This is a genomic window from Trinickia dabaoshanensis (assembly GCF_002879885.1).
GTDB lineage: Bacteria > Pseudomonadota > Gammaproteobacteria > Burkholderiales > Burkholderiaceae > Trinickia > Trinickia dabaoshanensis.
In genome coordinates, this window is record NZ_PNYA01000013.1 from 38,515 (window position 1) to 61,928 (window position 23,414).

The following is a 23,414-nucleotide window of genomic DNA, read 5'->3' on the forward strand; positions in this document are numbered from 1 at the left end:
CACGGTGCGTGCCGTTTGTGCCCACCGGATACCGTCGAGGTATCCGGCTCACGCCACGTTGAGGCGCTGCAAAAAACAAATGCCTGTATCAGCGCACTGACACAGGCATCTTGCATAACGCGGCGGCGCCGATTACTTGCGCAGACCGAGCTTTTCGATCAGCGAACGGTAACGGTCGGCATCCTTGCCCTTCAGGTAGTCGAGCAGCTTGCGACGGCGGCTCACCATGCGCAGCAGACCGCGGCGGCTGTGGTGATCCTTCGAATGCGACTTGAAGTGCGTCGTCAACTCATTGATACGCGACGTGAGCAGTGCAACTTGCACTTCGGGCGAACCCGTGTCGTTCGTGCCGCGAGCGAATTGCGCGACGATGTCGGACTTCTTGATATCAGCTACAGACATTTGATTTCCTTTAAAACAAACAGGCGGTCACGGAAGAAAGGCCGTGCCGTGGGTTACGACGAAGCGCGCATTGTAGCACAACCGAAAGCCGGGGCGAGCCCTGCCGGGCACCCCCGCTACGGCCGCTTCATGCGGCACTCGCTCGGGCTCTCGGTCTGCCCCGGCGGCAGCGCCAGCACCGTGCGGAATCCGTAGCCCGATCCCTCGTTGTCGAACCGCACGCCCGGCGTCCCCGCCTTATCCATCTCGATCACATAAAGGGGCTGGATCAACTGGTGATCTTCGGCACGCATCCATGCGCGGACGAAGCCGTTTTCGAACTTCGCCCCTTCGAGCGCCTTCGCAACGGCGAGCGGATCGGCATCGTGCGCGCGCCCGATCGCCTCGGCGAGCATCTCGATCATGACGTCGATGCGGGCCAGCGCGTAGTCGTCGTGCGCCGCCGGAAAGCGGGCGCGAAACGCCGCGTAGTAAGCGTCCGAGGACGCCGCGTTCGCATGCGGCAAGCGCTCGGCCGCCGGCGCCGCGGTGCCGGCGTTCGGGTGCCAGTCGGCCACCGCCACCACGCGCTTCACGCCTGCCTCGCCGATCGCGGCAGGCGCGTCGAGACTGTTTCCGTAAAACGTGTAGAACTTCCCGGCGAAGCCCTGCTCGCGCGCCGCTTTCACGAGCAGCGCCAAATCGTTCCCCCAATTGCCCGTGACGACGGCATCGGCGCCGCTCGCGCGCAGCTTGGCGATGTACGGCGTGAAATCCTTGACGCGGCCGATCGGATGGAACTCGTCGCCGACGATAGCGATGTCGGGCCGCCGCGCCGCGAGCGCGGCCCGGGCGAGCGTGCTGACGTCGTGGCCGAAGCTGTAGTCCTGGTTGAGCAGGTAGACGTGCTTGACCGATTTGTCGCGTGCGATCACGTCGGCCAGCGCATTCATCCGCATGCCGGCGTGGGCGTCGAAGCGGAAATGCCAGAAGCTGCATCCGGCACCCGTGAGCGCGGGATCGTCGGCGGAGTAGTTCAAGAAAAGCTCGCGATTATCGGGCTCACGCGCATTTTGCTTGTCGATGGCCGCAACGAGCGCCGCCGCGACAGCCGAGCCGTTGCCCTGCAACACGAACGGAATGTGCCGGTCGGCCGCGGCGCGCAGTTGCACGAGCGCTTGCTCCACGCTGCCTTGACTATCCAGCACGACGAGTTCGAGCGGATGCGCGCCGTCGGACAGCGTCACACCGCCGCGCGCGTTGACGCGCTCGATCGCGAAACGCACGTTGCGCTCCACCGCTGCGCCGGCGTCGGCGAACGGGCCCGACATGCCTTCGATCAACGCAAGCCGGATCGGGGCGCTCGCTGCCTCGCTGTTCGTGCCGGGCGCCGCGAGCGCGAACATCGCGCCGGCGATCGCTACCCACTTGGTCCATTTTGTCGTCATCGTCCGCGTCTCGCACCATTCGAAAGCGCGGATCATAGGCCGCGAAGGCACCGATTCGCAAGCGGGTGCGCGGCCGCGCGCAAATCTTTACGTACGCGTGCTGTCCAAAAAACCGGCGGCCGTGATAAAACCGCGGTCGTGAAAGTCATCGGAGGAATTATGGTGAAGCGTCTTTCCGTCGCGTTCGGCTGCGCCCTGGCCCTCGCGCTCGCGGGCTGCGCACAGCCCTGGCAAGGGTTTTCGGCCGGCCAGGATCAATCGGCGGTGGTCGCGCGTCTAGGCCCGCCGCGTGAGATCTACGACTTGCCGAACGGCGGCAAGCGTCTAATGTGGCCCACGCAGCCGATGGGCGAAACGACCACGGCCGCCGACGTCGATGCCGCGGGCAAGATCGTATCGGTGCGGCAAGTGCTGCAACCGAACGAGTTCTACAAGGCGCAGATCGGCACGTGGACCAAGCAGGACGTGCTCGTCAACTTCGGGCGCCCGGTGGAGACGGCTTACTTTCCGTTGATGAAGCGCGAGGTGTGGACGTATCGATACCAGGAAGACAACGTGTGGTACCAGCTCTACCACTTCTACTTCGATCCGCAGGGCATTCTTCGGCTAACGCAAAAGACGCCCGATCCGCTGCACGAACCCGAGCGCGACCGGCTGTGGTGAGGGGGGAGCGCGGAAAGCAACCTCGGCCTTGCCCCGACGGTCAATAGGGCATCCGGATAAAACGAAGCCCCGTGAACCGGCAGCTCACGGGGCTTCGCGGCAATCGCCGAGGGAATCGGTCAAGGAGGAGCCGGCCTCGCGATCATCCGAGGATTTTCGCTAAGAGACGCTCCCGCCCCTCAAACGCCCTGCGGGTTGACCTTCTCGACATTCGCATACAGCTTGTTCAACGCCGAAATATAAGCCTTGGCGGACGCCGCGACGATATCCGGGTCGGTGCCGACGCCGTTCACGATCCGCCCGCTCTTGGACAAACGCACCGTCACTTCGCCCTGCGCCTGGGTACCCGTGGTGATCGCGTTCACGGAGTACAGCAACAACTCGGAACCGCTGCCCACTTCGCCTTCGATCGCGTTGAGCGTGGCATCGACGGGACCATTGCCGCGGGCCTCGCCCACCGTCTCCTTGCCGTCCACCGAGAACACGACGCGCGCGTGCGGACGCTCGCCCGTTTCCGAATGCTGGGCCAGCGAGACGAACTTGTAATGCTCGCGCTGGGCCGCGGCGGCCGACTCCTCGGAGACGATCGCGATGATGTCTTCGTCGTAAATCTCCGCCTTGCGATCGGCCAGCTCCTTGAACCGCGCGAACGCCTGATTCAATTCGTTCTCGCTATCGAGCGACACGCCGAGTTCTTGCAGCCGTTGCTTGAACGCATTGCGGCCCGAGAGCTTGCCGAGCACGATCTTGTTCGCGCTCCAGCCCACGTCTTCCGCACGCATGATTTCGTACGTATCGCGGGCCTTGAGCACGCCGTCTTGGTGGATACCCGACGCATGCGCGAACGCGTTGGCACCGACCACCGCCTTGTTCGGCTGCACGACGAAACCCGTGATTTGCGAAACGAGCTTGGACGCCGGCACGATCTGCGTCGTATCGATACCGACGTCCAGGCCGAAATAGTCCTTGCGCGTCTTCACGGCCATCACGATTTCCTCGAGCGCCGTATTGCCCGCGCGTTCGCCGAGACCGTTGATCGTGCATTCCACCTGGCGCGCCCCGCCGATCTTCACCCCGGCCAGCGAGTTCGCCACCGCCATGCCGAGATCGTTGTGGCAGTGCACGGAGAAGATCGCCTTATCCGAGTTCGGAATGCGCTCGCGCAGCGTCTTGACCAAGTTGCCGTAGAGTTCGGGCACACCGTAGCCGACCGTATCGGCGATGTTGATCGTCGTCGCGCCTTCGTCGATCACCGCTTCCAGGATGCGGCACAAGAAATCCATGTCCGAACGGCTGCCGTCCTCGGGCGAGAATTCGACGTCGTTCGTGAATTTGCGCGCGAAGCGCACCGCCAGGCGAGCCTGCTCGTACACTTGCTCGGGCGTCATCCGCAGCTTCTTCTCCATGTGCAGCGGAGAGGTCGCGATGAACGTGTGGATGCGGAAGTGGTCGGCGGGCGCCAGCGCGTCGGCGGCACGCTGAATATCCTTGTCATTCGCGCGGGCGAGAGAGCAAACCGTGCTGTCCTTGATCAGCGAGGCGATCGTGTTGATCGCGTCGAAGTCGCCGTTCGAGCTGGCAGCGAAACCGGCCTCGATCACGTCGACCTTCATCCGCTCGAGTTGTTTCGCGATGCGGATCTTCTCTTCCTTCGTCATCGATGCGCCGGGCGACTGTTCGCCGTCGCGCAACGTCGTGTCGAAAATAATCAGCTTGTCTGCCATCTCATGTCTCCAGGGGACGTTTGCTTTCGGAATACGGGGGTGGATACGGAAAACGACAATTCGGGCGCTCGCGCCACCGCTGGCGACGCCGAACAACGAACGAGGCAGACGGGGGCGAAAACGATTAGCGCGGTAGGCGCGCTAGCGCTAGCGCGCATAGAGGCGCACCGGCGAGAAGGGATAGGCGGGGGAAGGTCAAAATCGACATGTCGCCGACTATAGCGGCATTCGCGAAATCGCGCAATCGGTCGGGCCGCGCCGGCCCGAACACGCCGGTCCCGGGGGCTGAGCCTTCCAGAAACCGGCGGCGCGTGGGCCATAGCCGACACCTTGGCCGACATTTTTCTCAGTGATCGTGCGGCACCGACCGGGCCGGATTGTCGCGCCCGCGCACGGCCATATAGGCCCAGAACACATAGCCCGACAAGCCATACAGCACGAACAGACCGAACAGCATCAGGGGCGGATCCGACGAAACCAGCACGAACGCGACGACCACGAGCAAAATCGCGGCGAACGGCACGCGATGCCGGACATCCAACGCTTTGCCGCTATAAAACGGCGCATTCGACACCATCGTCATACCGGCATAGACGGTCAGTACGAAAGCGACCCAGGGCAGCCAAACGAGCTTCAGCGGCACGCGGTTGTCGGTGGCGAGCCACACGAAGCCGGCGATCAGCGCCGCCGCGGCCGGGCTCGGCAATCCTTGGAAGAAGCGTTTATCGACGACGCCGATGTTCGTATTGAAGCGCGCCAGCCGCAGCGCGGCGCCCGAACAATAGATGAACGCCGCGAGCCAACCCCAACGCCCGAGATCCTTCAGCACCCACTCGTACATGACGAGCGCGGGCGCCACGCCGAACGAGACCATGTCCGACAAACTGTCGAACTGCTCACCGAACGCACTTTGCGTGTGCGTCATGCGCGCCACGCGCCCATCCATGCCGTCCAGCACCATGGCCACGAAGATCGCGATGGCCGCGATTTCGAAGCGCACGTTCATGGCCTGCACGACCGCGAAAAATCCGCAAAAGAGCGCGGCCGTGGTGAACGCGTTCGGCAGCAGGTAAATACCGCGGGTACGCAAAAACTGCTGGCGCGCGGCGCGGCGGCTTTCCGCGGGCGCCATTTCGGACCCGAGCGTTTTATTGCGCCTAAACGGATTGCGCCGGAACGGGCGCGGCATCGGTGTCGTACCGGAGCGCGGACGACGCGGTTTGAAAGCGGCCATCTGACTCTCCTGCCGCCGCGTTACAGTTCGGCGAGGATCGTCGACGAGGCGAACACCTTCTCGCCGATCGACACCTTCGCGCGGCTGCCGAGCGGCAGGTACACATCGACGCGCGAACCGAAGCGGATGAACCCGTAACGCTGACCGCGCGTGAGCGGCTCGCCGGTGCGCACGTAGCACAAGATCCGTCGAGCGATCAGGCCCGCGATCTGGACGGAGGTCACCGTCTGACCGTTCGCCGTCTGAATCACGACGGCGTTACGCTCGTTTTCGGTCGATGCCTTGTCGATCGCCGCATTCAAGTACGCGCCGGGGAAGTATTCGACCTTGGTGATCGCGCCATCCACCGGCGAGCGCTGCGAGTGGACGTTGAACACGTTCATGAACACGCTGATCTTCAGCGCTTCGCGATCCGCATAGGGATCGCGCGTGGTTTCAACGGCGACGATACGGCCGTCGGCCGGACACAGAACGGCGTTCGCTTGCGTCGGAATGGGGCGCGGCGGATCGCGGAAAAACTGGACTACGAAGATCAGGATCAGCCAGAACGGCCAAGCAAAGCCGAATCCCGCGACCGCGTGGATCAACAGCGCGACGACGGCGGCAATCGCGATGAACGGCCAGCCTTCGCGCGCGATGATCGGGTGTGGGTAATTCATGGATTGTTTCGAACTTTTTGTAAAACCACTAGGATAGCAAAAGCCGCCCCGTACGGAGACGCACGGGACGGCTTTGAGGGGTCGAACCGCCCTCGCGCACCATCGCTGCGCGCGAGAGCCAAGCGAAATGCTTAGTTCTTCGACTGATCGACGAGCTTGTTCTTCGCGATCCAGGGCATCATCGCGCGCAGCTTGCCGCCGACTTGCTCGATCTGATGCTCGGCCATCAAACGACGGCGCGATTGCAGCGTCGGCGCACCGGCCTTGTTCTCGAGAATGAAGCTCTTTGCGTACTCGCCCGTTTGGATGTCCTTCAGGACGTCCTTCATGACCTTCTTCGTCTCTTCCGTCACGACGCGCGGGCCCGTGACGTACTCGCCGTACTCGGCGTTGTTCGAGATCGAGTAGTTCATGTTGGCGATGCCGCCTTCGTAGATCAGATCCACGATGAGCTTGAGCTCGTGCAGGCACTCGAAATAAGCCATCTCCGGCGCGTAGCCCGCTTCCACGAGCGTCTCGAAACCGGCCTTGATGAGCTCGACCGTACCGCCGCACAGCACGGCTTGTTCGCCGAACAGGTCGGTTTCCGTCTCTTCGCGGAAGTTCGTTTCGATGATGCCGGCACGGCCGCCGCCGTTGGCCGCCGCGTACGAGAGAGCGACGTCACGCGCCGCGCCCGACTTGTCTTGCGCCACGGCGATCAAGTGCGGCACGCCGCCGCCTTGCGAGTACGTGCCGCGCACGGTGTGACCCGGTGCCTTCGGCGCGATCATGATCACGTCGAGGTCGGCGCGCGGGATGACTTGGCCGTAGTGGACGTTGAAACCGTGCGCGAACGCGAGTGCGGCGCCTTCCTTGATGTTCGCGTGCACTTCGTTCTTGTACACGTCGGCGATTTGCTCGTCGGGCAGCAGCATCATGACGACGTCGGCACCCTTCACGGCTTCCGCCACTTCCTTCACCGTCAGGCCCGCGCCTTCGGCCTTCTTCCACGACGCGCCGCCTTTGCGCAGGCCAACCGTCACACGCACGCCGCTGTCCTTCAGGTTCAGTGCGTGGGCATGGCCTTGTGAGCCGTAGCCGATGATCGTCACGTCCTTGCCTTTGATGAGGGACAGGTCGGCGTCTTTATCGTAGAAAACTTTCATGTCGATTCCTTCGCGTTAATCGTATTCGTGAAATTCATTGAGCGCGCCCACCTGCCGGCGAGCGCGAATCGTATTAGCGTTATACCTTCAAGATGCGTTCGCCGCGCCCGATGCCCGAGCTGCCCGTGCGGACCGTCTCGAGGATCACGGCGGCGTCGAGCGCTTCGATGAAGGCGTCGAGCTTGTCGCTCGCCCCCGTCAGCTCGATCGTATAGGTCTTTTCGGTGACGTCGATGATACGGCCACGGAAGATATCCGCCATCCGCTTCATTTCTTCGCGTTCCTTGCCGACCGCCCGTACCTTGATCAGCATCAGCTCGCGCTCGATGTGGGCGCCTTCGGTCAAGTCGACCACCTTCACCACCTCGATCAGGCGGTTCAAGTGCTTCGTGATCTGTTCGATCACGTCGTCCGAGCCAATGGAGACGATGGTCAGGCGCGACAGCGAACGGTCTTCCGTCGGCGCCACCGTCAAGGTTTCGATGTTGTAACCGCGTGCGGAAAACAGCCCCACCACGCGCGAGAGCGCGCCCGGTTCGTTCTCCAGCAAGACGGAGATGATATGTCTCATGTTGCTTTCCCGTTTATCCAGATGTCGATTGTCAGCGGCCTTCAGGCCGGCTCGCCGTGCTCCGATGCGCCCTTCGTGGGGACGGCGGCACGCGCGAGCGGTCGCGAAAGGCCCGCTCTTCGTCTTTAGAGGTCTTCCGAGCCGAGCAGCATCTCGGTGATGCCCTTGCCGGCTTGAACCATCGGCCAGACGTTTTCGGTCGGATCGGTCTGGAAATCGAGAAATACGGTGCGATCCTTCAAGCGCAGCGCTTCCTTCAGCGCCGGCTCGACATCGGACGTCTTTTCAACTCGGATGCCGACGTGGCCGTACGCTTCGGCCAGCTTCACGAAGTCGGGCAGCGCGTCCATATACGAATGGGAGTAGCGCTTGCTGTATTCGATCTGCTGCCACTGGCGCACCATGCCCAGGTAGCGGTTGTTCAGCGAGATGATTTTGACGGGCGTGTCGTATTGCTTGCAGGTGGACAGTTCCTGGATACACATCTGGATGGAGCCTTCGCCCGTGATACAGACGACTTCCGAATCCGGATGCGCCATCTTGACGCCCATCGCCGCCGGCAAGCCGAAACCCATCGTGCCGAGCCCGCCCGAGTTGATCCAGCGGCGCGGCTTATCGAAGCGGTAGAACTGCGCGGCCCACATCTGGTGCTGGCCCACGTCGGAGCAGACGAAGGCGTTGCCGTCGGTCAACTCCCACAGCTTTTCCACGACGTACTGCGGCTTGATGATCTCGCTCTTGCGGTCGTACTTGAGGCAATCCTTGCCGCGCCAGCTTTCGATGTCCTTCCACCAATCGGCCAATGCGGCGGTATCGGGACCGTGTTCGGCGTGCTGAAGCTGCTCGATCATTTCCTTGAGCACTTCCTTGACGTCGCCGACGATCGGGATGTCGACCTTCACGCGCTTGCTGATCGAGGACGGATCGATGTCGATGTGAATGATCTTGCGCGGACGCGACGAGAAATGCTGCGGATCGCCGATCACGCGGTCGTCGAACCGCGCGCCGATCGCGATCAGCACGTCGCAGTTTTGCATCGCCATGTTGGCTTCGTACGTGCCGTGCATGCCGAGCATACCGAGGAATTTCTTATCGCTCGCGCGATAGCCTCCGAGTCCCATCAGCGTGTTCGTCACCGGATAGCCGAGCAAATCGGCGAACTGGTTCAGTTCGCGCGAGGCATCGGCCAGGATGATCCCGCCGCCCGTATAGATGTAGGGGCGCTTGGCCGAGAGCAGCAACGAAACCGCTTTGCGGATCTGGCCCGAATGGCCTTTCGTGACCGGGTTGTACGAGCGCAGCGACACCGTCTTCACGGGCTCGTATTGGCACGGCGTTTTCGAAATGTCTTTCGGAATATCGATCAGCACCGGGCCGGGACGCCCCGTGCGCGCGATGAAGAAGGCTTTCTTGACCGTCGCGGCCAGCTCGCGCACATCCTTCACGAGGAAGTTGTGCTTCACGCACGGACGCGTGATGCCGACGGTGTCGCATTCTTGGAAGGCGTCCTGGCCGATCGCGGCCGTCGGCACCTGTCCGCTGATGATCACCATCGGGATCGAGTCCATATAGGCCGTCGCAATGCCGGTTACGGCATTGGTCACACCCGGGCCGGACGTCACGAGACAGACGCCGACCTTGCCCGTCGAACGCGAGTAGGCATCGGCCGCATGAACGGCTGCCTGCTCATGGCGCACGAGCACGTGCTGGACTTTGTCCTGCTTGTAGAGTTCGTCGTAGATATACAGTACCGCGCCGCCGGGATAGCCCCAGAGCACCTCGACGCCCTCGTCGGCCAATGCGCGCATGAGCACGGTGGCACCGATCGAGCCGGCCTCGTGGGAAGGAGTGGTATCCGACGTGGAGAATTCCGCGCTGGGCATGTTCATCGTTAACCTTTCGAATTTTCGGCAAAAAATTGATCGGGTGCTCTCTACCGGGCTTGTGGCTCGGGTTCAAGCGGCGCGTCCACTTTGACAGACGAGCTTCATGGGCCCGTCCAAAAAGAGACAAATCACTTATGTTGCGAACCGGAAACCTTATCGGTTGCGCTCGCTAAGGTCAAGCAAAATCAAGCAAGAATTCCCGGACGAGCAACGGCCGGGGCACTGGAATCGCCCCATGTCCGCGCCAAAATAACGCATCTTTTACTCATAGACACACGGCTAACCCCCAACTGTCTCGAAAATTTGCTAGCATCCGCGAGTTTTACGACATTTTTCTATCGATTACGGCATACGCGAAAATTTCGCGCCGCCCCCTCGGATGGCATCAGACAAGGAACTCGCCGATTTTCTGGCGGGCGTCGAAAGGCGCGCGTTTAAGCACACCGTCTACGCCGTGCGCGACGACGATGCCGCCCTCGACATCGTCCAGGACGCGATGATCAAGCTCGCCGAAAAATACGGCGACCGTCCGCCCGCAGAGCTGCCTCTGCTATTTCAGCGTATCTTGCAAAATGTGATGCACGACCACTTTCGCCGCCAGAAAGTGCGCAACACATGGGTCAGCCTGTTTTCGTCGCTCGGCAGCGGCGAGGACGACGAATTCGACCCGCTCGAGACGATCGAGGCCGACGACAGCGTGAGCGCCGGCCTGAGCAGCGAGCAGAAGCTCGAGCGCGACCAAGTGCTCGCCCTCATCGACGCGGAGATTCAAAAATTGCCGGCGCGTCAACGGGAGGCGTTTCTCATGCGTTACTGGGAAGATATGGATGTCGCCGAGACCGCCGCCGCGATGGGCTGCTCCGAGGGAAGCGTGAAAACGCACTGCTCGCGAGCGACGCACACATTGGCGGTCGCGCTCAAGGCCAAAGGAATTACGCTATGAGCTCCGCTCCAGAAACCAGAGAACTCGAATTCGCGGGGAAGATCTGCCGCGCGCTCGACGAACGCACAGCCGATTTGCCCGCCGCGACGCTCGATCGCCTGGCCGGCGCGCGTCGTCTCGCGCTCGCACGCAAAAAGCCTGAACCCGTTGCCGCCCCGGCCTTCGTGCCGGTGCTCGCGCACGCCGGCGCCGATGCCGGCGCGCCGTTCAACGCCGCGCCCTCGGGCAAACGGCGCCTGTCGCCGCTCGCCCGCATTCTGCGCGTTTGGCCCGTGGTGGCGCTCGTCGGCGGAATCGCCGTCATCGCCTATTGGGAAAACCTGCAACGCTCCGCGGAGCTCGCCGATATCGACGCCGCGATGCTGAGCGACGATTTGCCCCTCAATGCTTATCTCGACCACGGGTTCAATGCGTACCTGTCGCGAGCGCGCTAAGGCAGGTGGAGAATAACCGGGTGAGCTACAAGCGCGGCTTGGCGGTTGTGTTCGGATGCGCGATCGCGGCGGCGGTCGCGTTCGCGGCCACCTACCCTCGATTCTTCGGACAAACGACGATGCAACCCGTGACGGGCGTGCAAGGCATCCCCTCGCCGTCGGCCGCGCCGCTGGCCGTCGAATTCCCCCCGCTCGCCCAAGACGCCAATCCCCTGTCGTGGTCGCACCTGAGCGACGCACAGCACGAGGCGCTCGCGCCGTTCGCCGCCGAATGGAACACGTTCAGCGACGAGCGAAAGCGCAAATGGATCAAGATCGCGTCGCGTTTCGCGAAGATGTCGCCCGAAGCCCAAAAACGGCTCCATGAGCGCATGAGCGAATGGGTGCGAATGACCCCGGATCAGCGCCGCGTCGCACGCGAAAACTATCAAGTGTCGAAGGCATTGCCGCCGCAGGCGCGGAAAAAAGCGTGGCAGGCCTACCAGGAGCTCTCGCCCGAGCAGAAGGCGAAGCTCGCCGCGATCGGACGCAAGCGCCGGCCCACGATCGTCAGCGCCCCGCCTTCGGGCGAGCGCAGCGAAATTCGCGGGCTGAATCGTCTCGTCAACCCACCGCTTGCCGCCAGTGGCGCAGCCAGCGCGGCGGGCGCCGCTTCCGGTCTGCCGGCCTCGGGCGGTGCGCCCGCTTCCGGGCCCACGAACTCCACGGTGCCCGTGCCGGCGACGCCGGTGTCGCCGTCGGACGCACCCTCCATTTTCCGCGGCGCTTGAGCGCGATGGCCTCGCCCGCCCCGGACACGCCGCCCGTCGCCGCAAGCCCGGCCGTGCCCTCCATTCGCCGCCGCCTTGCCGCCCTCGTTTATGAAAGCGTGTTGCTGTTCGGCGTGGTGTTCATCGCCGGGTATCTGTTCGGCACGCTGACGCAACAGCGCAACGGGCTCACGCACCACAATCTGCTCACGCTGTGGGTCGCGCTCGTCGTCGGCGCCTATTTCGTCTGGTGCTGGACGCGCGGCGGACAAACGCTGCCGATGAAGACCTGGCGGCTGCGGCTCGTGGCCGCGGGCACCGGCCGCCCGCCCGGCGTCGCGCGTGCGGCCGCGCGCTATCTTGCCGCGTGGCTCTGGTTTCTGCCGCCGCTCGCGTTGCATCCGCTCTTGCATCTGTCCGTGCCCGCCACCCTCGGCGCCACCGCCGCCTGGTTCGCGCTGTGGGCCGCCGCCGCCCGCCTCGATCCGGCTCGGCAATTTCTGCACGACCGTTTGGCCGGCACGCGCATCGTCGCGGTGCAACAAGCCTGACGCAAGCCGGCTCTCGCGTTCGAAACATCGTAATAAGAAGTTCTCGTGACTGTCATGTGGCAGTCACGGGCGCATGGCGCAATGTGCGGCATGATCAACTCGACGCGAGAAGCCATGGACCGCACGACGTCCGCGACTTCCCTCCTTAGGCAACTCGGCGCAAGCGTCGAAACCGTCCCCTTCGAACCGGCCCTGCCCGAAGGCAGCTTTGCGCTTCCGGCTGGCCCCGACACCGGCGACGCCTCGGGCCATCAGCACGACGACGGCGAGGGCGATCCGCTACGGTACCGCACGATTTGGCTCTCCGACATCCATCTCGGATCGAGCGGTTGCCAGGCTCCCTACCTGCTCGATTTTCTTCGGCACAACGAGTCGGAATACCTGTACCTCGTCGGGGACATCATCGACGGCTGGCAGTTGAAAAAGGGCTGGTATTGGCCGCAGGCCCATAACGACGTCGTCCAAAAGGTGCTGCGCAAGGCGCGCAAAGGCACCCAGGTCATCTACATCCCCGGCAATCACGACGAAGGCGCACGGCAGTTTTGCGACCTCGCCTTCGGCGACATCCACGTGCGCGGCGAAGCGTTCCACACGACGCTCACGGGCAAGCGTCTTTGGATCGTCCACGGCGATTTGTTCGACGGCGTGATCCAGCACGCGAAGTGGCTCGCCTATCTCGGCGACACCGCCTACACGGGCATTCTCGTCCTGAATCGTTGGTTCAACCGGCTGCGCAGCCGTTTCGGCCTGCACTACTGGTCGCTCTCGCAGTACCTGAAGCATCAGGTCAAGAACGCGGTCAACTTCATCTCTTCGTTCGAGCACGTCATGGTCGAGGAAGCGCGGCGGCGCGGTTGCGACGGCGTGGTATGCGGCCACATCCACAAAGCCGAGATTCGCGACGTGGACGGCTTGCTCTACTGCAACGACGGCGATTGGGTCGAGAGTCTATCGGCGCTCGTAGAAACGCTCGACGGCGAACTCAAGGTGGTCTACTGGACCGTCATGCGTTCGCCCGCCGCGCAACCGCGCAAAACCAAGGCGACGGCCTAGCCGCTTCGCGAACCGGATCGAACCGCATGAAAATCATGATCGTCACCGACGCCTGGGAACCTCAGGTCAACGGCGTCGTGCGCACCTTGAAGAACACCTCGCGCGAGTTGACGGCGCTCGGGCACCGCGTCGAACTCATGACGCCGCTCGAATTTCGCACGATCCCTTGTCCGACGTATCCCGAAATCCGCCTTTCGCTGTTTCCGCGCCGGCGCGTGCACAGCCGGATCGCCGAGTTCGCCCCCGATGCGCTGCACATCGCCACCGAAGGCCCGCTCGGGCTCGCCGCACGAGCTTACGCGCTGCGCCACGGTCTGCCGTTCACGACGGCCTACCACACGCGCTTTCCCGAGTACGTTCAAGCGCGGTTCGGGATTCCGACCACGGCCACTTATCGTTTCTTGCGTTGGTTTCACGGCCCCTCGCTCGCGGTGATGGCGCCGACGCCCGTCGTGAAAAGCGATCTCGAGCAGCACGGCTTCGAGAACGTCGTGCTTTGGACGCGCGGCGTCGATCTCGACATCTTTCATCCGATGGATTCGAAAGTGCTCAACACGGCACGGCCGATCTTTTTGTACGTGGGCCGAGTGGCCATCGAAAAGAACGTGGAGGCGTTCCTCAAGCTCGATCTGCCCGGCTCCAAATGGGTGGCCGGCGAAGGCCCCGCGCTCGCCGAGCTCAAATCGCGCTACCCGGAAGCGAATTACCTGGGCGTGCTGAGCCAAGCGGAATTGGCGAAGGTCTACGCGGCCGCCGACGTCTTCGTGTTTCCGAGCCGCACCGACACCTTCGGGCTCGTGCTGCTCGAGGCGCTCGCCTGCGGCACGCCCGTGGCGGCCTACCCCGTCACCGGCCCGATCGACGTGCTCGCCGGCGGCAACGCCGGCGCGATGAACGACGATTTGCGCGAAGCGTGCCTCGATGCGCTGAAGATCGATCGCGCCGAAGCCCGCGCATGGGCCGAGCGCTTCTCGTGGCAGGCCGCATCGATGCAGTTCGCCGCCCACCTCAAGCCGCTCGCACGTGCCGGCGCGCACGAGGAAAGCGCGGCCGCATGAAGCGCGACGACCCGCCCATGCACGAGCGCGACGCCGAACCGGCCGGCATCACGGATTCGCACGACAGCGCGCAGCACGAGCCGCTCTCGCCCGACGATCCGCTCGCCCCGTTGCCGTTCAACCCGTACAAAGGCAATCGCGGCTTTACGCGCGCTTGGCATGCGCTGAAAAACTCGATTGCCGGCTTTCGCGTCGCGATCGAGGAAGAGAGCGCGTTTCGCCAAGAGCTCACGCTCGCCGCGATCCTCGTGCCGTGCGGGGCGCTCGTGCCCGTCGATGCCGTCTCGCATGTGCTGCTCGTCGGCTCGGTGCTGCTCGTGCTCATCGTCGAGCTATTGAACTCCAGCGTCGAAGCCGCGATCGACCGCATCTCACTGGAGCGGCACGAACTATCGCGCCGCGCGAAGGACCTCGGCAGCGCGGCCGTCATGGTGGCGCTCGCCACCTGCGTGCTGACGTGGGGCCTCATCGTGGGCCCCCTATTCGCGCACTGGTTCGGCCGTTGACACCGGGCTTTCATCAAAAACCTATCTCAAAGTCCGGGGAACAGAACGACCGGTTTATAATCGCCCGACGCAGTGCCACATACCAACCAAGCCGGGCGCATCAACGCAGCGTCGCGCGAGCGCCGCGCGTGCCCGGCAGCACAGGGCCGGACGACATGGAAGCCAAAACTCCCCGCCGCACCCGCGAACGGATCCTCGAGTTATCGTTGAAGCTATTCAACGAGATCGGCGAGCCGAACGTCACCACGACGACCATCGCGGAGGAAATGGAGATCAGCCCAGGCAATCTCTACTACCATTTCCGCAACAAAGACGACATCATCAACAGCATCTTCGCGCAGTTCGAGCAGGCGATCGAGAAGCGGCTCCGGTTTCCGGAGGACCACCGCCCGACGATCGACGAGACATGGTCGTACCTGCAGTACATGGCCGACTTCATGTGGACGTACCGGTTCCTGTATCGCGATCTGAACGATTTGCTCGCACGCAATCGCACGCTCGAGACGCACTTCAAGCAGATCATTAGCCACAAGGTCCGCTTCGCGAAGGAGATGTGCGAGCTGCTCGTGGCCGATGAGGAAATGGTCGCCACGCCGGAGGAGATCCAGGTCATCGCGACGAACATGGGCGTCATCGCCACGTATTGGCTCTCCTACCAATTCGTGATGCATCCGCGCAAGTACAACGACCAAGAAGCGATTCGCGACGAACTGCATCAAGTCAGCGTGCACGTGATCTCGATGATGGCGCCGTACCTGCGCGGGCGCTCGCGCCAACTGTTCGACGACCTCGTCTCGGGTAAGCTGCCCAAGCGACAATTCCAAGACTATCTGCCGCCGCGCGATGCGCTCGGGCGGGCCAAGGATTCCCAGCCATGAAATCCATCTGCGTCTATTGCGGTTCGTCGATCGGTGCCAAGCCCATCTATGCGCAAGCGGCGCAGGCTTTCGCGCGCGCGCTCGTGCAGGCGCAGTGTTCGCTCGTCTATGGCGGCGGACGCGTCGGGCTGATGGGCGTCATCGCCGACGAAGTGCTCGCGGCGGGCGGCCGCGCGATCGGCGTCATCCCGGAGCTGCTCGTGGACAAGGAAGTGGGCCATACCGGCTTGTCCGAATTGCACGTGGTGCCAGACATGCATCAGCGCAAACGCAAGATGGCCGACTTGGCCGATGCGTTCGTGGCGCTGCCCGGCGGCGCGGGGACCCTCGAGGAGTTGTTCGAGGTCTATACGTGGGCGCAACTCGGCTACCACAACAAGGCGATCGGCCTGTACGACATCGGCGGCTACTACGCGCCGCTCGTCGGCATGCTGCAGCACACGGTGCGCGAAGGGTTCATGCAGCAAAGCTATTTGAACGTCCTGCAGATCGACACCGATGCGAACGCGCTCATCGACAAGCTGCGCCGCTATCAGCCGCCCGGCCGCGACAAGTGGGCCACGCAGCGCGAAGCCGTCTAAACGCAATCGCAGCCCTCCCGCCTTGCTCCGTCTTCATCTCCCTTTGACGAAGGCCTCCCGATGACAGCCAACCGCCGCGTCGTTCTCATCACCGGAGCCAGTCGCGGCATCGGCCGCGCCACCGCCCGGCTGCTGGGCGAACAAGGCGCGGCCGTCGGCGTGAATTACGTGCGCGATCTCTCCGCCGCTCAGGAAACGGCCGACGAGGTCGAGCGCGCGGGCGGCCGGGCCGTGCTGCTGCCCGGCGACGTCGCCGACGAAACGGCGGTGGTCGCCATGTTCGACGAACTCGAAACGGCCTTCGGCAGCGCCGATGCGCTCGTGAACAACGCGGGCATCGTCGCGCCGTCGCTGCCGCTGGCGGAGATGGACACCGCGCGGCTCAAGCACATCTTCGACGTCAACGTACTCGGCGCCTATCTCTGCGCGCGCGAGGCCGCGCGGCGCATGTCCACCGATCGCGGCGGCCGTGGCGGCGTCATCGTCAACGTCTCGTCGGCGGCCTCGCGGCTCGGCTCGCCGAACGAATACGTGGACTACGCCGGCTCGAAAGGCGCGGTCGATACGATGACGATCGGTTTGGCCAAGGAACTGGGCCCGCGCGGTGTGCGCGTCAATGCCGTGCGTCCCGGCCTGATCGACACCGATATCCATGCGAGCGGCGGTCAGCCGCAACGCGCCGCCAGACTCGGCGCGCAAACGCCACTCGAACGCGCCGGCAGCGCCGGCGAAGTCGCGCAAGCGATCGTCTGGCTACTGAGCGATGCGGCCTCTTACGTCACCGGCGCGCTGCTGGACGTGAGCGGCGGCCGCTGACCGCCTCGGCACGCCCTCGGCTTCGGGCCGCCGCACTCGCTTTGACTCGGCCCACACTCGCTCGCGGCCGCGTTCCTCGCGACAAAACTTCACAAATCAAAACTTTTCTCGCCAGACACCGGCAGGCGCCCCCTCTACGATGATGCGCACTGGCTAGCAAAAGCCGCGTCCCTCGAGCCGATCGTGGTTCGACTCGAGTCCACGGCTGCCGGCCAGCCTCGAGAGTAGCCCCCCCAGGCCGCACCCCACGTAGGGTGCGGCCACTCCGACCCGTCCAATCATGCCGGAAATATCCGATCCCGCGCGCAGGCTCGCGTCCGCGCGCGACGCGCTTACGTTGCCAACGGCGGCGCGCTCCGCCGCCTCGTCCCTCCCCGGCGCCGCCTCGGCCGGCCGCGCGGTCGACGCCATCGCGCCGGCGACGCTCCATAGCAAAGTCCAGCCGATCGCACCGGCGAACGCCGGCGGCTACGCGCCGAGCCGTCTTGGCTTGCAGGCATTGCTCGCGCTCATCGCCGTGCTGCTCGCGTATCTGCTTATCGGCACTCTGGGCCACGATCCGTGGAAGCAGGACGAAACGTACACGTTCGGGATCATCCAGCACATGCTGGAGACGGGCGACTTCGTGGTGCCGACGAATGCGGGACAGCCCTTCGTCGAAAAACCTCCGCTTTACGACTGGGTCGCGGCGAGCCTGGCTTGGCTCGGACGCGGCTGGCTGCCGCTGCATGACGCGGCGCGGCTTGCGAGCGCGCTGTTCACGGCGCTCGCGCTCGGTTGCGTCGCCCATCTGGCGCGTCGTATCCATGGCGCGCGCCACGTATTCGATCCGCGCGTGCTCGGCACGCTCGCGCTGTTCGGCACGACGCTGCTCGTCATCAAGCACACGCACGACATGATGACCGACGTCGCGTTGATGGCCGGCACGGCGCTCGGACTCGCGGGGCTCTACGAACTCGTCGTCGCACTGAATGCGCCGCGCCGCGGCGTCGCCGGGAATCTGTCGCGCGTGGCCGCCGATCGGGGGGCGCTTGCATTCGGTGCGGGCGTCGGCATCGCCTTCATGACGAAGGGACTGTTCCTGCCGCTCGTCTTCGGCGCGACGCTCTGCACGTTGCCCGTGTTGTACCCTGCCTGCCGCGGCCGCGCGTTCGCGCGCGCCATCGGCATCGCCGCGCTCGTGTTCGCGCCGTTCGCGCTTTTTTGGCCGATCGCGTTCTACGGCCGGTCGCCGGAACTGTTCAAGATTTGGTTCTGGGACAACAACGTCGGACGCTTCTTCGGCTTCTCCGTGCCGGCGCTGGGCTCCGGAAACGATAAGCCTCTGTTCATCGTCCGCGCGTTGCTCACCGCCGCGTTCCCCGCGGGACCGTTGGCATTGGCCGCTCTCGGCAGCGGCGCATGGCGACGCTGGCGGGCGCCCTCGATCGCCATCCCGGTCGTTTTCGCCGCGGTCGGCATTGCCGTTTTACAGATGTCCGCCACGGCCCGCGAACTGTACCTGCTGCCGTTCGTCGCGCCGCTTGCGCTGATCGCCGGGCAGGAACTCTCGCGATGGCCGCGCTACGTGCACATCGGCTGGGACTACGCGAGCCGCGTGCTGTTCGGCTCGGCCGCGGCGCTGACTTGGTTGATCTGGTCGGAGATGACCGATCCGGCGAGCACCCACGCCAATTTGACTTGGCTCGGCCGCTGGCTCCCGCTCGATTGGACGCTGCCGATCCAGCCCGCCGCCGTCATCGTGGCCTTTGCGTTGACCCTCGGCTGGCTCGCGCTGATGCCGCGTTTGCGCGAAGCCGGCGCATGGCGCGGCGCGCTGAGCTGGGCCGGCGGCGTGATGCTGGTATGGGGCCTCGTCTTTACGCTCTTGTTGCCTTGGATCGACGCGGCCAAGAGCTATCGGTCGGTGTTCGAGGATTTGGCGCTGCACCTCGATGCCGACTGGAACGCCGGCGATTGCATGGCGAGCGCGCACCTGGGCGAATCCGAAGCGCCGATGCTTTACTACTTCTCCGGCATCTTGCATCGGCCGCTTGCCGATACCGACGAGAACGCCAACGCCACACGTTGCCGATGGCTCATCGTGCAGGGCCGCGACGCGTCGTTCGAGCCGGGAGGCGCCTGGACGCCGGTCTGGTCGGGCGCGCGCCCCGGCGACAACGACGAGCTGTTGCGCGTGTTTTTGCGCAAACGCGTGCCCGCCCAGTGGCAGGCTCGCGAGCCTCGGTAGGTCCTCCGATCAGAACGATGAACCGGGCTCCCGCAAGAAAGCGCGTTCATCGTCGGTGGTTGCGCGCCCAAGCGCCTCGTTGCGATGCGGGAACCGTCCGAAGCGTTCGATCACGGCGGCGTGCCGTCGCGCGTAGTCGAGATAGCTCCCCTTGCCCTGTTGCGCCGTCTCGTGCGCCAGCGCCTCGAACAGACGAACCGATTCGCGCTGAGCATCGAGCCATTCGGCATGCTCGAACGGCAAGTAGGCAAATGCGCGATGCTCGGCCGTGGGCAAGGACAGATGCGCGCCGCTCGCGACGAGCCGGCGCGCGGCGTCGAGGGCACGCGCATCCGCGGCGAATGCCTGCGCGCGGCCTCGACAAACATTGCGCGAGAACTGATCGAGCACGATGACGAGCGCTAGCGTTCCGAGCGGTGTGGCCATCCACGCGTCGCGTTCGCCGCGCCGCGCGGCTTCCAGCGTCATGCCGAAGCGGGCGAGGATCTGGGCATCGAATGCGTCGTCGCGTCCGAACCATCGCGGCGACGCCACGCCGAAGGCGGGCGAGCCCGGCTCGCCGAACCAAAAGTCGAGCACGGCTCGCGCGGTGGGATCGAGCGTCGCGTAATCGGCGTCGGCCGAGATCGGCTTCATCTCGTCGTGAGGGCGATGACGAGCGGTCTCCAAACTTGCGCCCGGTATGTCGTTCGGTTGGGTCATCTCGATTCTCTTGTTGGGCGCTATCCGCACGCCGTTTTCCTTTTCGATCCGCTCACCGCGCAATGCATGCGCGCTCATCGCGCCCGCGCATCGGCCGATCAACCGGGACGGTTGCGCATCCAATCGGCCGTATCGAAAAACGACGTGACGAGCCGTTCGCGCAATGCCTGCGGCAAGCCGATGTCCTCCATCGCCCAGGCCATGCAGCGCACCCACTGATCGCGCTCCGGCGAGGCAATCGCGAACGGCAAGTGACGCGCGCGCAGCCGCGGATGACCGAAGCGCTCGATGTAATGATCGGGACCGCCCAGCCAGCCGCAGAGAAACCAAAAGAGTTTGTCGCGCGAACCGTCGAGCGACTCGGGGTGCAAGGCACGCATGCCCGCGAACTCGGGTTCGAGATCCATCAGGTCGTAAAAGCGGTCGACGAGCTCGCGCACGCGCGCCTCCCCGCCGACGAGCTCGAACGCGCTCGGCTCGTTGGCCCGCGCTTGATCGTCGTTCGAATCGGAAGTCATAAGGTCAATCGAAAACGGTAAAGCAAAGAGTAAGAAACAGCGCGCGGCAGATCGTGTGCAAGCCGCGAAACCAAGCGGCCGCATTATCCGTCAAGCGTCGCGCAGCGATTGCGCCGCCGGCCTGCGCAACACGCGCCGTAAGCTGAACCAGCCGCCCACGCCCGCGCACGCGATGCCCGCGGCCATGCCGGCCGGAACGAGCCATGGATCGATATCCAGATGGAAATCGAACACGCGCGTCGCCAAAACGATGCCGAGCGCCTGCGCGCCAACGGCGCCCATCACACCCGCGAGCGCGCCGACGACGGCGAATTCGGCCGCGTGCACCGAGCGCACTTGCCCGTGCGAGGCGCCCAGCGCCCGCAACAGGGCCGATTCTCGCACGCGCTCGTCACGCGTGCCGGCGAGCGCCGAATACAGCACGAGCAAACCGGCCGCGAGTGTGAACGCAAAGAGAAATTGCACCGCGCCGATCACCTGATCGAGCACGCGCTGCACCTGAGCGAGAATCGGCGCCATGTCGATCGCCGTCACGTTCGGGTGCGCGGCGATCAAGCCGTCGAGCACGGGGCGACGCGTCGCAGGCAGATAAAAACTCGTGATGAACATCGCGGGCAATTTGTCCAGCACGGCCGGCGGCATCAACACGAAAAAATTGACCTTGAACGTGCCCCAATCGAGCTTGCGCACGCTCGTGATCGGCGCCTCGATCGGGATGCCCGTCACATCGAAACGCAACGTGTCGCCCACCTTCACGCCGATCAGCTTCGCCAGCCCCGCTTCGATCGAGATTTCCGGACGCGTCGAATTGCCGTACCAGGCGCCGGCCGATACGCGGTTGTCGTCGGGCAACGTGCTGCGGTAAGACAAATTGAACTCGCGATCGACGAGGCGCCGCGCGTCGTCGTTCTTGAACGCCTCGGGTACGACGCGCTTACCGTCGATCGCGACGAGGCGCCCGCGCACCATCGGCTCGAGCGCGACGTTTGCCACGCCGTGCGCGTTCAGATAATCGATCACGGCCTGCCGCTCGTCCTGCTGAATATCGATCAGAAACTCGTTCGGCGCATCGGGCGGCGTGGAGTTGCGCCAGCCCTGGACGAGATCGTTGCGCGTCATGGCGATCAGCAGCAAACACATGAGGCCGATCGCGAGCGCCGTGATTTGCAACGCGCTGGCCCAGCCGCGCCGTTCTAGCGAGGCCAGCGCGTAGCGCCAGCCCACCGCCGTCGCCAGACGCTGCCCGCTCTCGCTGCGCGCCACCCGCGCGCACAGCCAGAGGGCCGAGCGCGCCAGGACGGCGAACGTGACGAGGCCCAGCGCGAAGCCGCCCGCAACGATGCCGCCCAGCTTGAGCTCGCCCGCGGCCAGCACCAGCAGGCCGCCGAACAGCGCGATGCCCACGGCGTACGCCCACCACGCGGCGTTTGCCTGGCCGTTCCATTCGCGGCGCAAAACGCGCAGCGGCGGCACCCGTGTGAGCGGCAAGAGCGGCGGCAACGCGAAGCCGAACAGGAGCACGAGCCCGGCACCGATGCCCTCGAGCGCCGGCAGCGCGCCCGGCTGCGGCAGCGCGACGCCGATCAAGCCGCCGAGCCACGCGAGCAGCGCGAAATGCCCGAGATAGCCGAGGGCCGCGCCGAACACGCCGCCCGTCAGCCCGACGAATCCGAATTCGAGCGCGACCAGCGCTCGCAGTTCGCGCTCGCCCAGGCCGAGACACCGCATGACGGCGCAACCGTCCAAATGACGCCGCATATAACGATGCGCGGCCATTGCGATGGCCACGGCCGCCAGCAGCGCCGTCAACAGCGCGACGAGCCGCAAGAAATGCCCCGCTCGATCGAGCGTTTCGCGCACTTGCGGCTGGCCGTCCTGCAACGATTCCAATGCAACGCCGCGCAGCTTGCCGCCGTCGACGCGCGCGTGCGCGAAGCCGGCGAAACGCGCGACGGCTGCGTCGTCTCCGGCAACGAGCAACCGGTAAGTGACGCGGCTGCCGTAGCCGATGAGCCCCGTCGAGGGCAACTCGTCGGCGCGCACCATGACGCGCGGAGAAAAGTTCACGAACGCGAAGCCGCGATCGAGCTCGCGCGTGATCACCGCCCCGATCGTGAAGCGGCGCTCGCCAAGCTGCACGGCGTCGCCCACGTTCGCGTGCAAGGTCTCCAACAATTGCCGATCGACCCAGACCGTGCCCTTCGCCGGAATGCCCTGCGCGGGACGATCGGGGGCATCGGGCGCCGGCGCGATGCGCAGCGCGCCGCGCAGCGGATACGCGGCCGATACCGCCTTGACGGCCGCCAGACGCGCGCTCGCGAGTGCCTGATCGCCTTCGTCGGAGCCCGAGCCCGAACCCGTGCTCGTACTCATACGCGCGACCATGCTCGGGAAGATGGCGGTCGTCGCCGTATGCAAGCCCAACGCGCGCGCTTCGTCGAAAAATGCGGCATCCACGGGATGATCGGAACGCACGACGAAGTCGGCCGCGATCATGCGCCGTGCGTCGCGCTCGAGCCCTTGCTGCAAGCGGTCGGCGAGAAATCCGACGCTGGCGAGCGCGGCGACCGCGAGCACGAGCGCGATCACGAGCATCGTCAACTCGCCGGCGCGCCAATCGCGCATCGTCATGCGCGCGGCTTGCGCCACGAGCTCGGACCAGCGAAGCGGCGAACTCGGGC

The 23,414-nt window shown here is 64.7% G+C and carries 23 protein-coding genes; 12 read left to right on the plus strand and 11 right to left on the minus strand.

Annotated features, from left to right (window positions below):
* Positions 1-132: 132 nt before the first annotated feature.
* Both rpsO and C0Z18_RS15540 read right to left on the minus strand, forming a co-directional pair.
* Positions 133-402: a 30S ribosomal protein S15 gene (gene rpsO, locus C0Z18_RS15535; protein WP_102646310.1), complete on the minus strand. Its 270-nt coding sequence runs from the start codon at positions 400-402 to the stop codon at positions 133-135.
* A gap of 116 nt (positions 403-518) precedes the next feature.
* A complete protein-coding gene (locus C0Z18_RS15540; RefSeq protein ID WP_102646423.1) occupies positions 519-1,829 on the minus strand; it encodes a branched-chain amino acid ABC transporter substrate-binding protein in 1,311 nt (436 codons plus the stop codon).
* Between the two features lie 159 nt (positions 1,830-1,988).
* Here C0Z18_RS15540 and C0Z18_RS15545 point away from each other — a divergent pair, with 159 nt between their 5' ends.
* The gene (locus tag C0Z18_RS15545; RefSeq protein WP_102646311.1) at positions 1,989-2,492 is read left to right on the plus strand and encodes a hypothetical protein; all 504 of its coding nucleotides are present in this window, start codon (positions 1,989-1,991) and stop codon (positions 2,490-2,492) included.
* 179 nt (positions 2,493-2,671) lie between these two features.
* Here the strand turns inward: C0Z18_RS15545 and C0Z18_RS15550 are convergent, their stop codons facing one another.
* The 6 genes from C0Z18_RS15550 to C0Z18_RS15575 all read right to left on the minus strand — a co-directional run bounded on the left by C0Z18_RS15550 (position 2,672) and on the right by C0Z18_RS15575 (position 9,717).
* Positions 2,672-4,216, minus strand: a complete 1,545-nt coding sequence (locus tag C0Z18_RS15550; protein WP_102646312.1) for a 2-isopropylmalate synthase — start codon at positions 4,214-4,216, stop codon at positions 2,672-2,674.
* A 346-nt stretch (positions 4,217-4,562) separates the two neighbouring features.
* Positions 4,563-5,450, minus strand: coding sequence for a CDP-diacylglycerol--serine O-phosphatidyltransferase (pssA, locus tag C0Z18_RS15555; protein WP_102646313.1), 888 nt, complete (start codon positions 5,448-5,450; stop codon positions 4,563-4,565).
* A gap of 20 nt (positions 5,451-5,470) precedes the next feature.
* Positions 5,471-6,109 carry a phosphatidylserine decarboxylase gene (locus C0Z18_RS15560; RefSeq protein WP_102646314.1) on the minus strand — a complete coding sequence of 213 codons (639 nt, stop codon included), beginning with the start codon at positions 6,107-6,109 and terminating at the stop codon, positions 5,471-5,473.
* Between the two features lie 131 nt (positions 6,110-6,240).
* Positions 6,241-7,257, minus strand: coding sequence for a ketol-acid reductoisomerase (gene ilvC, locus C0Z18_RS15565; protein ID WP_102646315.1), 1,017 nt, complete (start codon positions 7,255-7,257; stop codon positions 6,241-6,243).
* Positions 7,258-7,336: 79 nt separating this feature from the next.
* Positions 7,337-7,828 carry an acetolactate synthase small subunit gene (gene ilvN, locus C0Z18_RS15570; protein WP_102646316.1) on the minus strand — a complete coding sequence of 164 codons (492 nt, stop codon included), beginning with the start codon at positions 7,826-7,828 and terminating at the stop codon, positions 7,337-7,339.
* A gap of 125 nt (positions 7,829-7,953) precedes the next feature.
* Complete coding sequence (locus C0Z18_RS15575) at positions 7,954-9,717, minus strand: acetolactate synthase 3 catalytic subunit (RefSeq protein WP_102646317.1); 1,764 nt, start codon at positions 9,715-9,717, stop codon at positions 7,954-7,956.
* Between the two features lie 376 nt (positions 9,718-10,093).
* On the opposite strand from C0Z18_RS15575, the gene C0Z18_RS15580 reads away from it, so the two are divergent.
* The 11 genes from C0Z18_RS15580 (at position 10,094) to C0Z18_RS15630 (ending at position 19,513) form a co-directional block, all read left to right on the plus strand.
* Complete coding sequence (locus C0Z18_RS15580) at positions 10,094-10,657, plus strand: RNA polymerase sigma factor (protein ID WP_102646318.1); 564 nt, start codon at positions 10,094-10,096, stop codon at positions 10,655-10,657.
* Positions 10,654-11,091, plus strand: a complete 438-nt coding sequence (locus tag C0Z18_RS15585; protein WP_102646319.1) for a DUF3619 family protein — start codon at positions 10,654-10,656, stop codon at positions 11,089-11,091. Before C0Z18_RS15580 ends, C0Z18_RS15585 begins: the two co-directional genes overlap by 4 nt.
* Positions 11,092-11,111: 20 nt before the next feature.
* On the plus strand, positions 11,112-11,861 hold the full coding sequence (locus tag C0Z18_RS15590; protein ID WP_102646424.1) for a DUF3106 domain-containing protein: 750 nt from the start codon (positions 11,112-11,114) through the stop codon (positions 11,859-11,861).
* Between the two features lie 5 nt (positions 11,862-11,866).
* The gene (locus C0Z18_RS15595; RefSeq protein WP_102646320.1) at positions 11,867-12,391 is read left to right on the plus strand and encodes an RDD family protein; all 525 of its coding nucleotides are present in this window, start codon (positions 11,867-11,869) and stop codon (positions 12,389-12,391) included.
* A gap of 114 nt (positions 12,392-12,505) precedes the next feature.
* Positions 12,506-13,444, plus strand: a complete 939-nt coding sequence (locus tag C0Z18_RS15600; protein ID WP_102646425.1) for a UDP-2,3-diacylglucosamine diphosphatase — start codon at positions 12,506-12,508, stop codon at positions 13,442-13,444.
* A gap of 26 nt (positions 13,445-13,470) precedes the next feature.
* Positions 13,471-14,502, plus strand: a complete 1,032-nt coding sequence (locus tag C0Z18_RS15605; protein ID WP_102646321.1) for a glycosyltransferase family 4 protein — start codon at positions 13,471-13,473, stop codon at positions 14,500-14,502.
* Entirely contained in the window at positions 14,499-15,008 is a 510-nt protein-coding gene (locus C0Z18_RS15610) for a diacylglycerol kinase (protein WP_408647007.1), read from the plus strand. The genes C0Z18_RS15605 and C0Z18_RS15610 overlap by 4 nt, the downstream gene beginning before the upstream one ends.
* 155 nt (positions 15,009-15,163) lie before the next feature.
* Entirely contained in the window at positions 15,164-15,886 is a 723-nt protein-coding gene (locus tag C0Z18_RS15615) for a TetR/AcrR family transcriptional regulator (protein WP_102646322.1), read from the plus strand.
* Positions 15,883-16,467 carry an LOG family protein gene (locus C0Z18_RS15620; protein ID WP_102646323.1) on the plus strand — a complete coding sequence of 195 codons (585 nt, stop codon included), beginning with the start codon at positions 15,883-15,885 and terminating at the stop codon, positions 16,465-16,467. Before C0Z18_RS15615 ends, C0Z18_RS15620 begins: the two co-directional genes overlap by 4 nt.
* Positions 16,468-16,527: 60 nt before the next feature.
* The gene (locus tag C0Z18_RS15625) at positions 16,528-17,283 is read left to right on the plus strand and encodes an SDR family oxidoreductase (RefSeq protein ID WP_102646324.1); all 756 of its coding nucleotides are present in this window, start codon (positions 16,528-16,530) and stop codon (positions 17,281-17,283) included.
* 280 nt (positions 17,284-17,563) lie between these two features.
* The gene (locus tag C0Z18_RS15630) at positions 17,564-19,513 is read left to right on the plus strand and encodes an ArnT family glycosyltransferase (RefSeq protein ID WP_233217322.1); all 1,950 of its coding nucleotides are present in this window, start codon (positions 17,564-17,566) and stop codon (positions 19,511-19,513) included.
* Positions 19,514-19,522: 9 nt separating this feature from the next.
* Here the strand turns inward: C0Z18_RS15630 and C0Z18_RS15635 are convergent, their stop codons facing one another.
* The 3 genes from C0Z18_RS15635 to C0Z18_RS15645 all read right to left on the minus strand — a co-directional run bounded on the left by C0Z18_RS15635 (position 19,523) and on the right by C0Z18_RS15645 (position 23,364).
* A complete protein-coding gene (locus tag C0Z18_RS15635) occupies positions 19,523-20,149 on the minus strand; it encodes a DUF924 family protein (RefSeq protein ID WP_102646427.1) in 627 nt (208 codons plus the stop codon).
* Positions 20,150-20,313: 164 nt separating this feature from the next.
* Entirely contained in the window at positions 20,314-20,733 is a 420-nt protein-coding gene (locus C0Z18_RS15640; protein ID WP_102646325.1) for a group II truncated hemoglobin, read from the minus strand.
* 90 nt (positions 20,734-20,823) lie between these two features.
* Positions 20,824-23,364 (minus strand): ABC transporter permease, encoded by a 2,541-nt coding sequence (locus C0Z18_RS15645; protein ID WP_102646428.1) that lies wholly within the window; start codon positions 23,362-23,364, stop codon positions 20,824-20,826.
* Between the last annotated feature and the right edge of the window lie 50 nt (positions 23,365-23,414).

What these genes read in the sequence shown, in the direction of transcription:
- C0Z18_RS15620 (WP_102646323.1), top strand. Translation starts at nt 15,883, where the DNA reads ATGAAATCCATCTGCGTCTATTGCGGTTCGTCGATCGGTGCCAAGCCC.
- C0Z18_RS15600 (WP_102646425.1), top strand. Translation starts at nt 12,506, where the DNA reads ATGGACCGCACGACGTCCGCGACTTCCCTCCTTAGGCAACTCGGCGCA.
- rpsO (WP_102646310.1), bottom strand. Translation starts at nt 402, where the DNA reads ATGTCTGTAGCTGATATCAAGAAGTCCGACATCGTCGCGCAATTCGCT.
- ilvC (WP_102646315.1), bottom strand. Translation starts at nt 7,257, where the DNA reads ATGAAAGTTTTCTACGATAAAGACGCCGACCTGTCCCTCATCAAAGGC.
- C0Z18_RS15560 (WP_102646314.1), bottom strand. Translation starts at nt 6,109, where the DNA reads ATGAATTACCCACACCCGATCATCGCGCGCGAAGGCTGGCCGTTCATC.
- C0Z18_RS15610 (WP_408647007.1), top strand. Translation starts at nt 14,499, where the DNA reads ATGAAGCGCGACGACCCGCCCATGCACGAGCGCGACGCCGAACCGGCC.
- C0Z18_RS15540 (WP_102646423.1), bottom strand. Translation starts at nt 1,829, where the DNA reads ATGACGACAAAATGGACCAAGTGGGTAGCGATCGCCGGCGCGATGTTC.
- C0Z18_RS15645 (WP_102646428.1), bottom strand. Translation starts at nt 23,364, where the DNA reads ATGACGATGCGCGATTGGCGCGCCGGCGAGTTGACGATGCTCGTGATC.
- C0Z18_RS15580 (WP_102646318.1), top strand. Translation starts at nt 10,094, where the DNA reads ATGGCATCAGACAAGGAACTCGCCGATTTTCTGGCGGGCGTCGAAAGG.
- C0Z18_RS15575 (WP_102646317.1), bottom strand. Translation starts at nt 9,717, where the DNA reads ATGAACATGCCCAGCGCGGAATTCTCCACGTCGGATACCACTCCTTCC.
- C0Z18_RS15605 (WP_102646321.1), top strand. Translation starts at nt 13,471, where the DNA reads ATGAAAATCATGATCGTCACCGACGCCTGGGAACCTCAGGTCAACGGC.
- C0Z18_RS15640 (WP_102646325.1), bottom strand. Translation starts at nt 20,733, where the DNA reads ATGACTTCCGATTCGAACGACGATCAAGCGCGGGCCAACGAGCCGAGC.
- C0Z18_RS15625 (WP_102646324.1), top strand. Translation starts at nt 16,528, where the DNA reads ATGACAGCCAACCGCCGCGTCGTTCTCATCACCGGAGCCAGTCGCGGC.
- C0Z18_RS15595 (WP_102646320.1), top strand. Translation starts at nt 11,867, where the DNA reads ATGGCCTCGCCCGCCCCGGACACGCCGCCCGTCGCCGCAAGCCCGGCC.
- C0Z18_RS15615 (WP_102646322.1), top strand. Translation starts at nt 15,164, where the DNA reads ATGGAAGCCAAAACTCCCCGCCGCACCCGCGAACGGATCCTCGAGTTA.
- C0Z18_RS15545 (WP_102646311.1), top strand. Translation starts at nt 1,989, where the DNA reads ATGGTGAAGCGTCTTTCCGTCGCGTTCGGCTGCGCCCTGGCCCTCGCG.
- ilvN (WP_102646316.1), bottom strand. Translation starts at nt 7,828, where the DNA reads ATGAGACATATCATCTCCGTCTTGCTGGAGAACGAACCGGGCGCGCTC.
- pssA (WP_102646313.1), bottom strand. Translation starts at nt 5,450, where the DNA reads ATGGCCGCTTTCAAACCGCGTCGTCCGCGCTCCGGTACGACACCGATG.
- C0Z18_RS15550 (WP_102646312.1), bottom strand. Translation starts at nt 4,216, where the DNA reads ATGGCAGACAAGCTGATTATTTTCGACACGACGTTGCGCGACGGCGAA.
- C0Z18_RS15630 (WP_233217322.1), top strand. Translation starts at nt 17,564, where the DNA reads ATGCCGGAAATATCCGATCCCGCGCGCAGGCTCGCGTCCGCGCGCGAC.
- C0Z18_RS15585 (WP_102646319.1), top strand. Translation starts at nt 10,654, where the DNA reads ATGAGCTCCGCTCCAGAAACCAGAGAACTCGAATTCGCGGGGAAGATC.
- C0Z18_RS15635 (WP_102646427.1), bottom strand. Translation starts at nt 20,149, where the DNA reads ATGAAGCCGATCTCGGCCGACGCCGATTACGCGACGCTCGATCCCACC.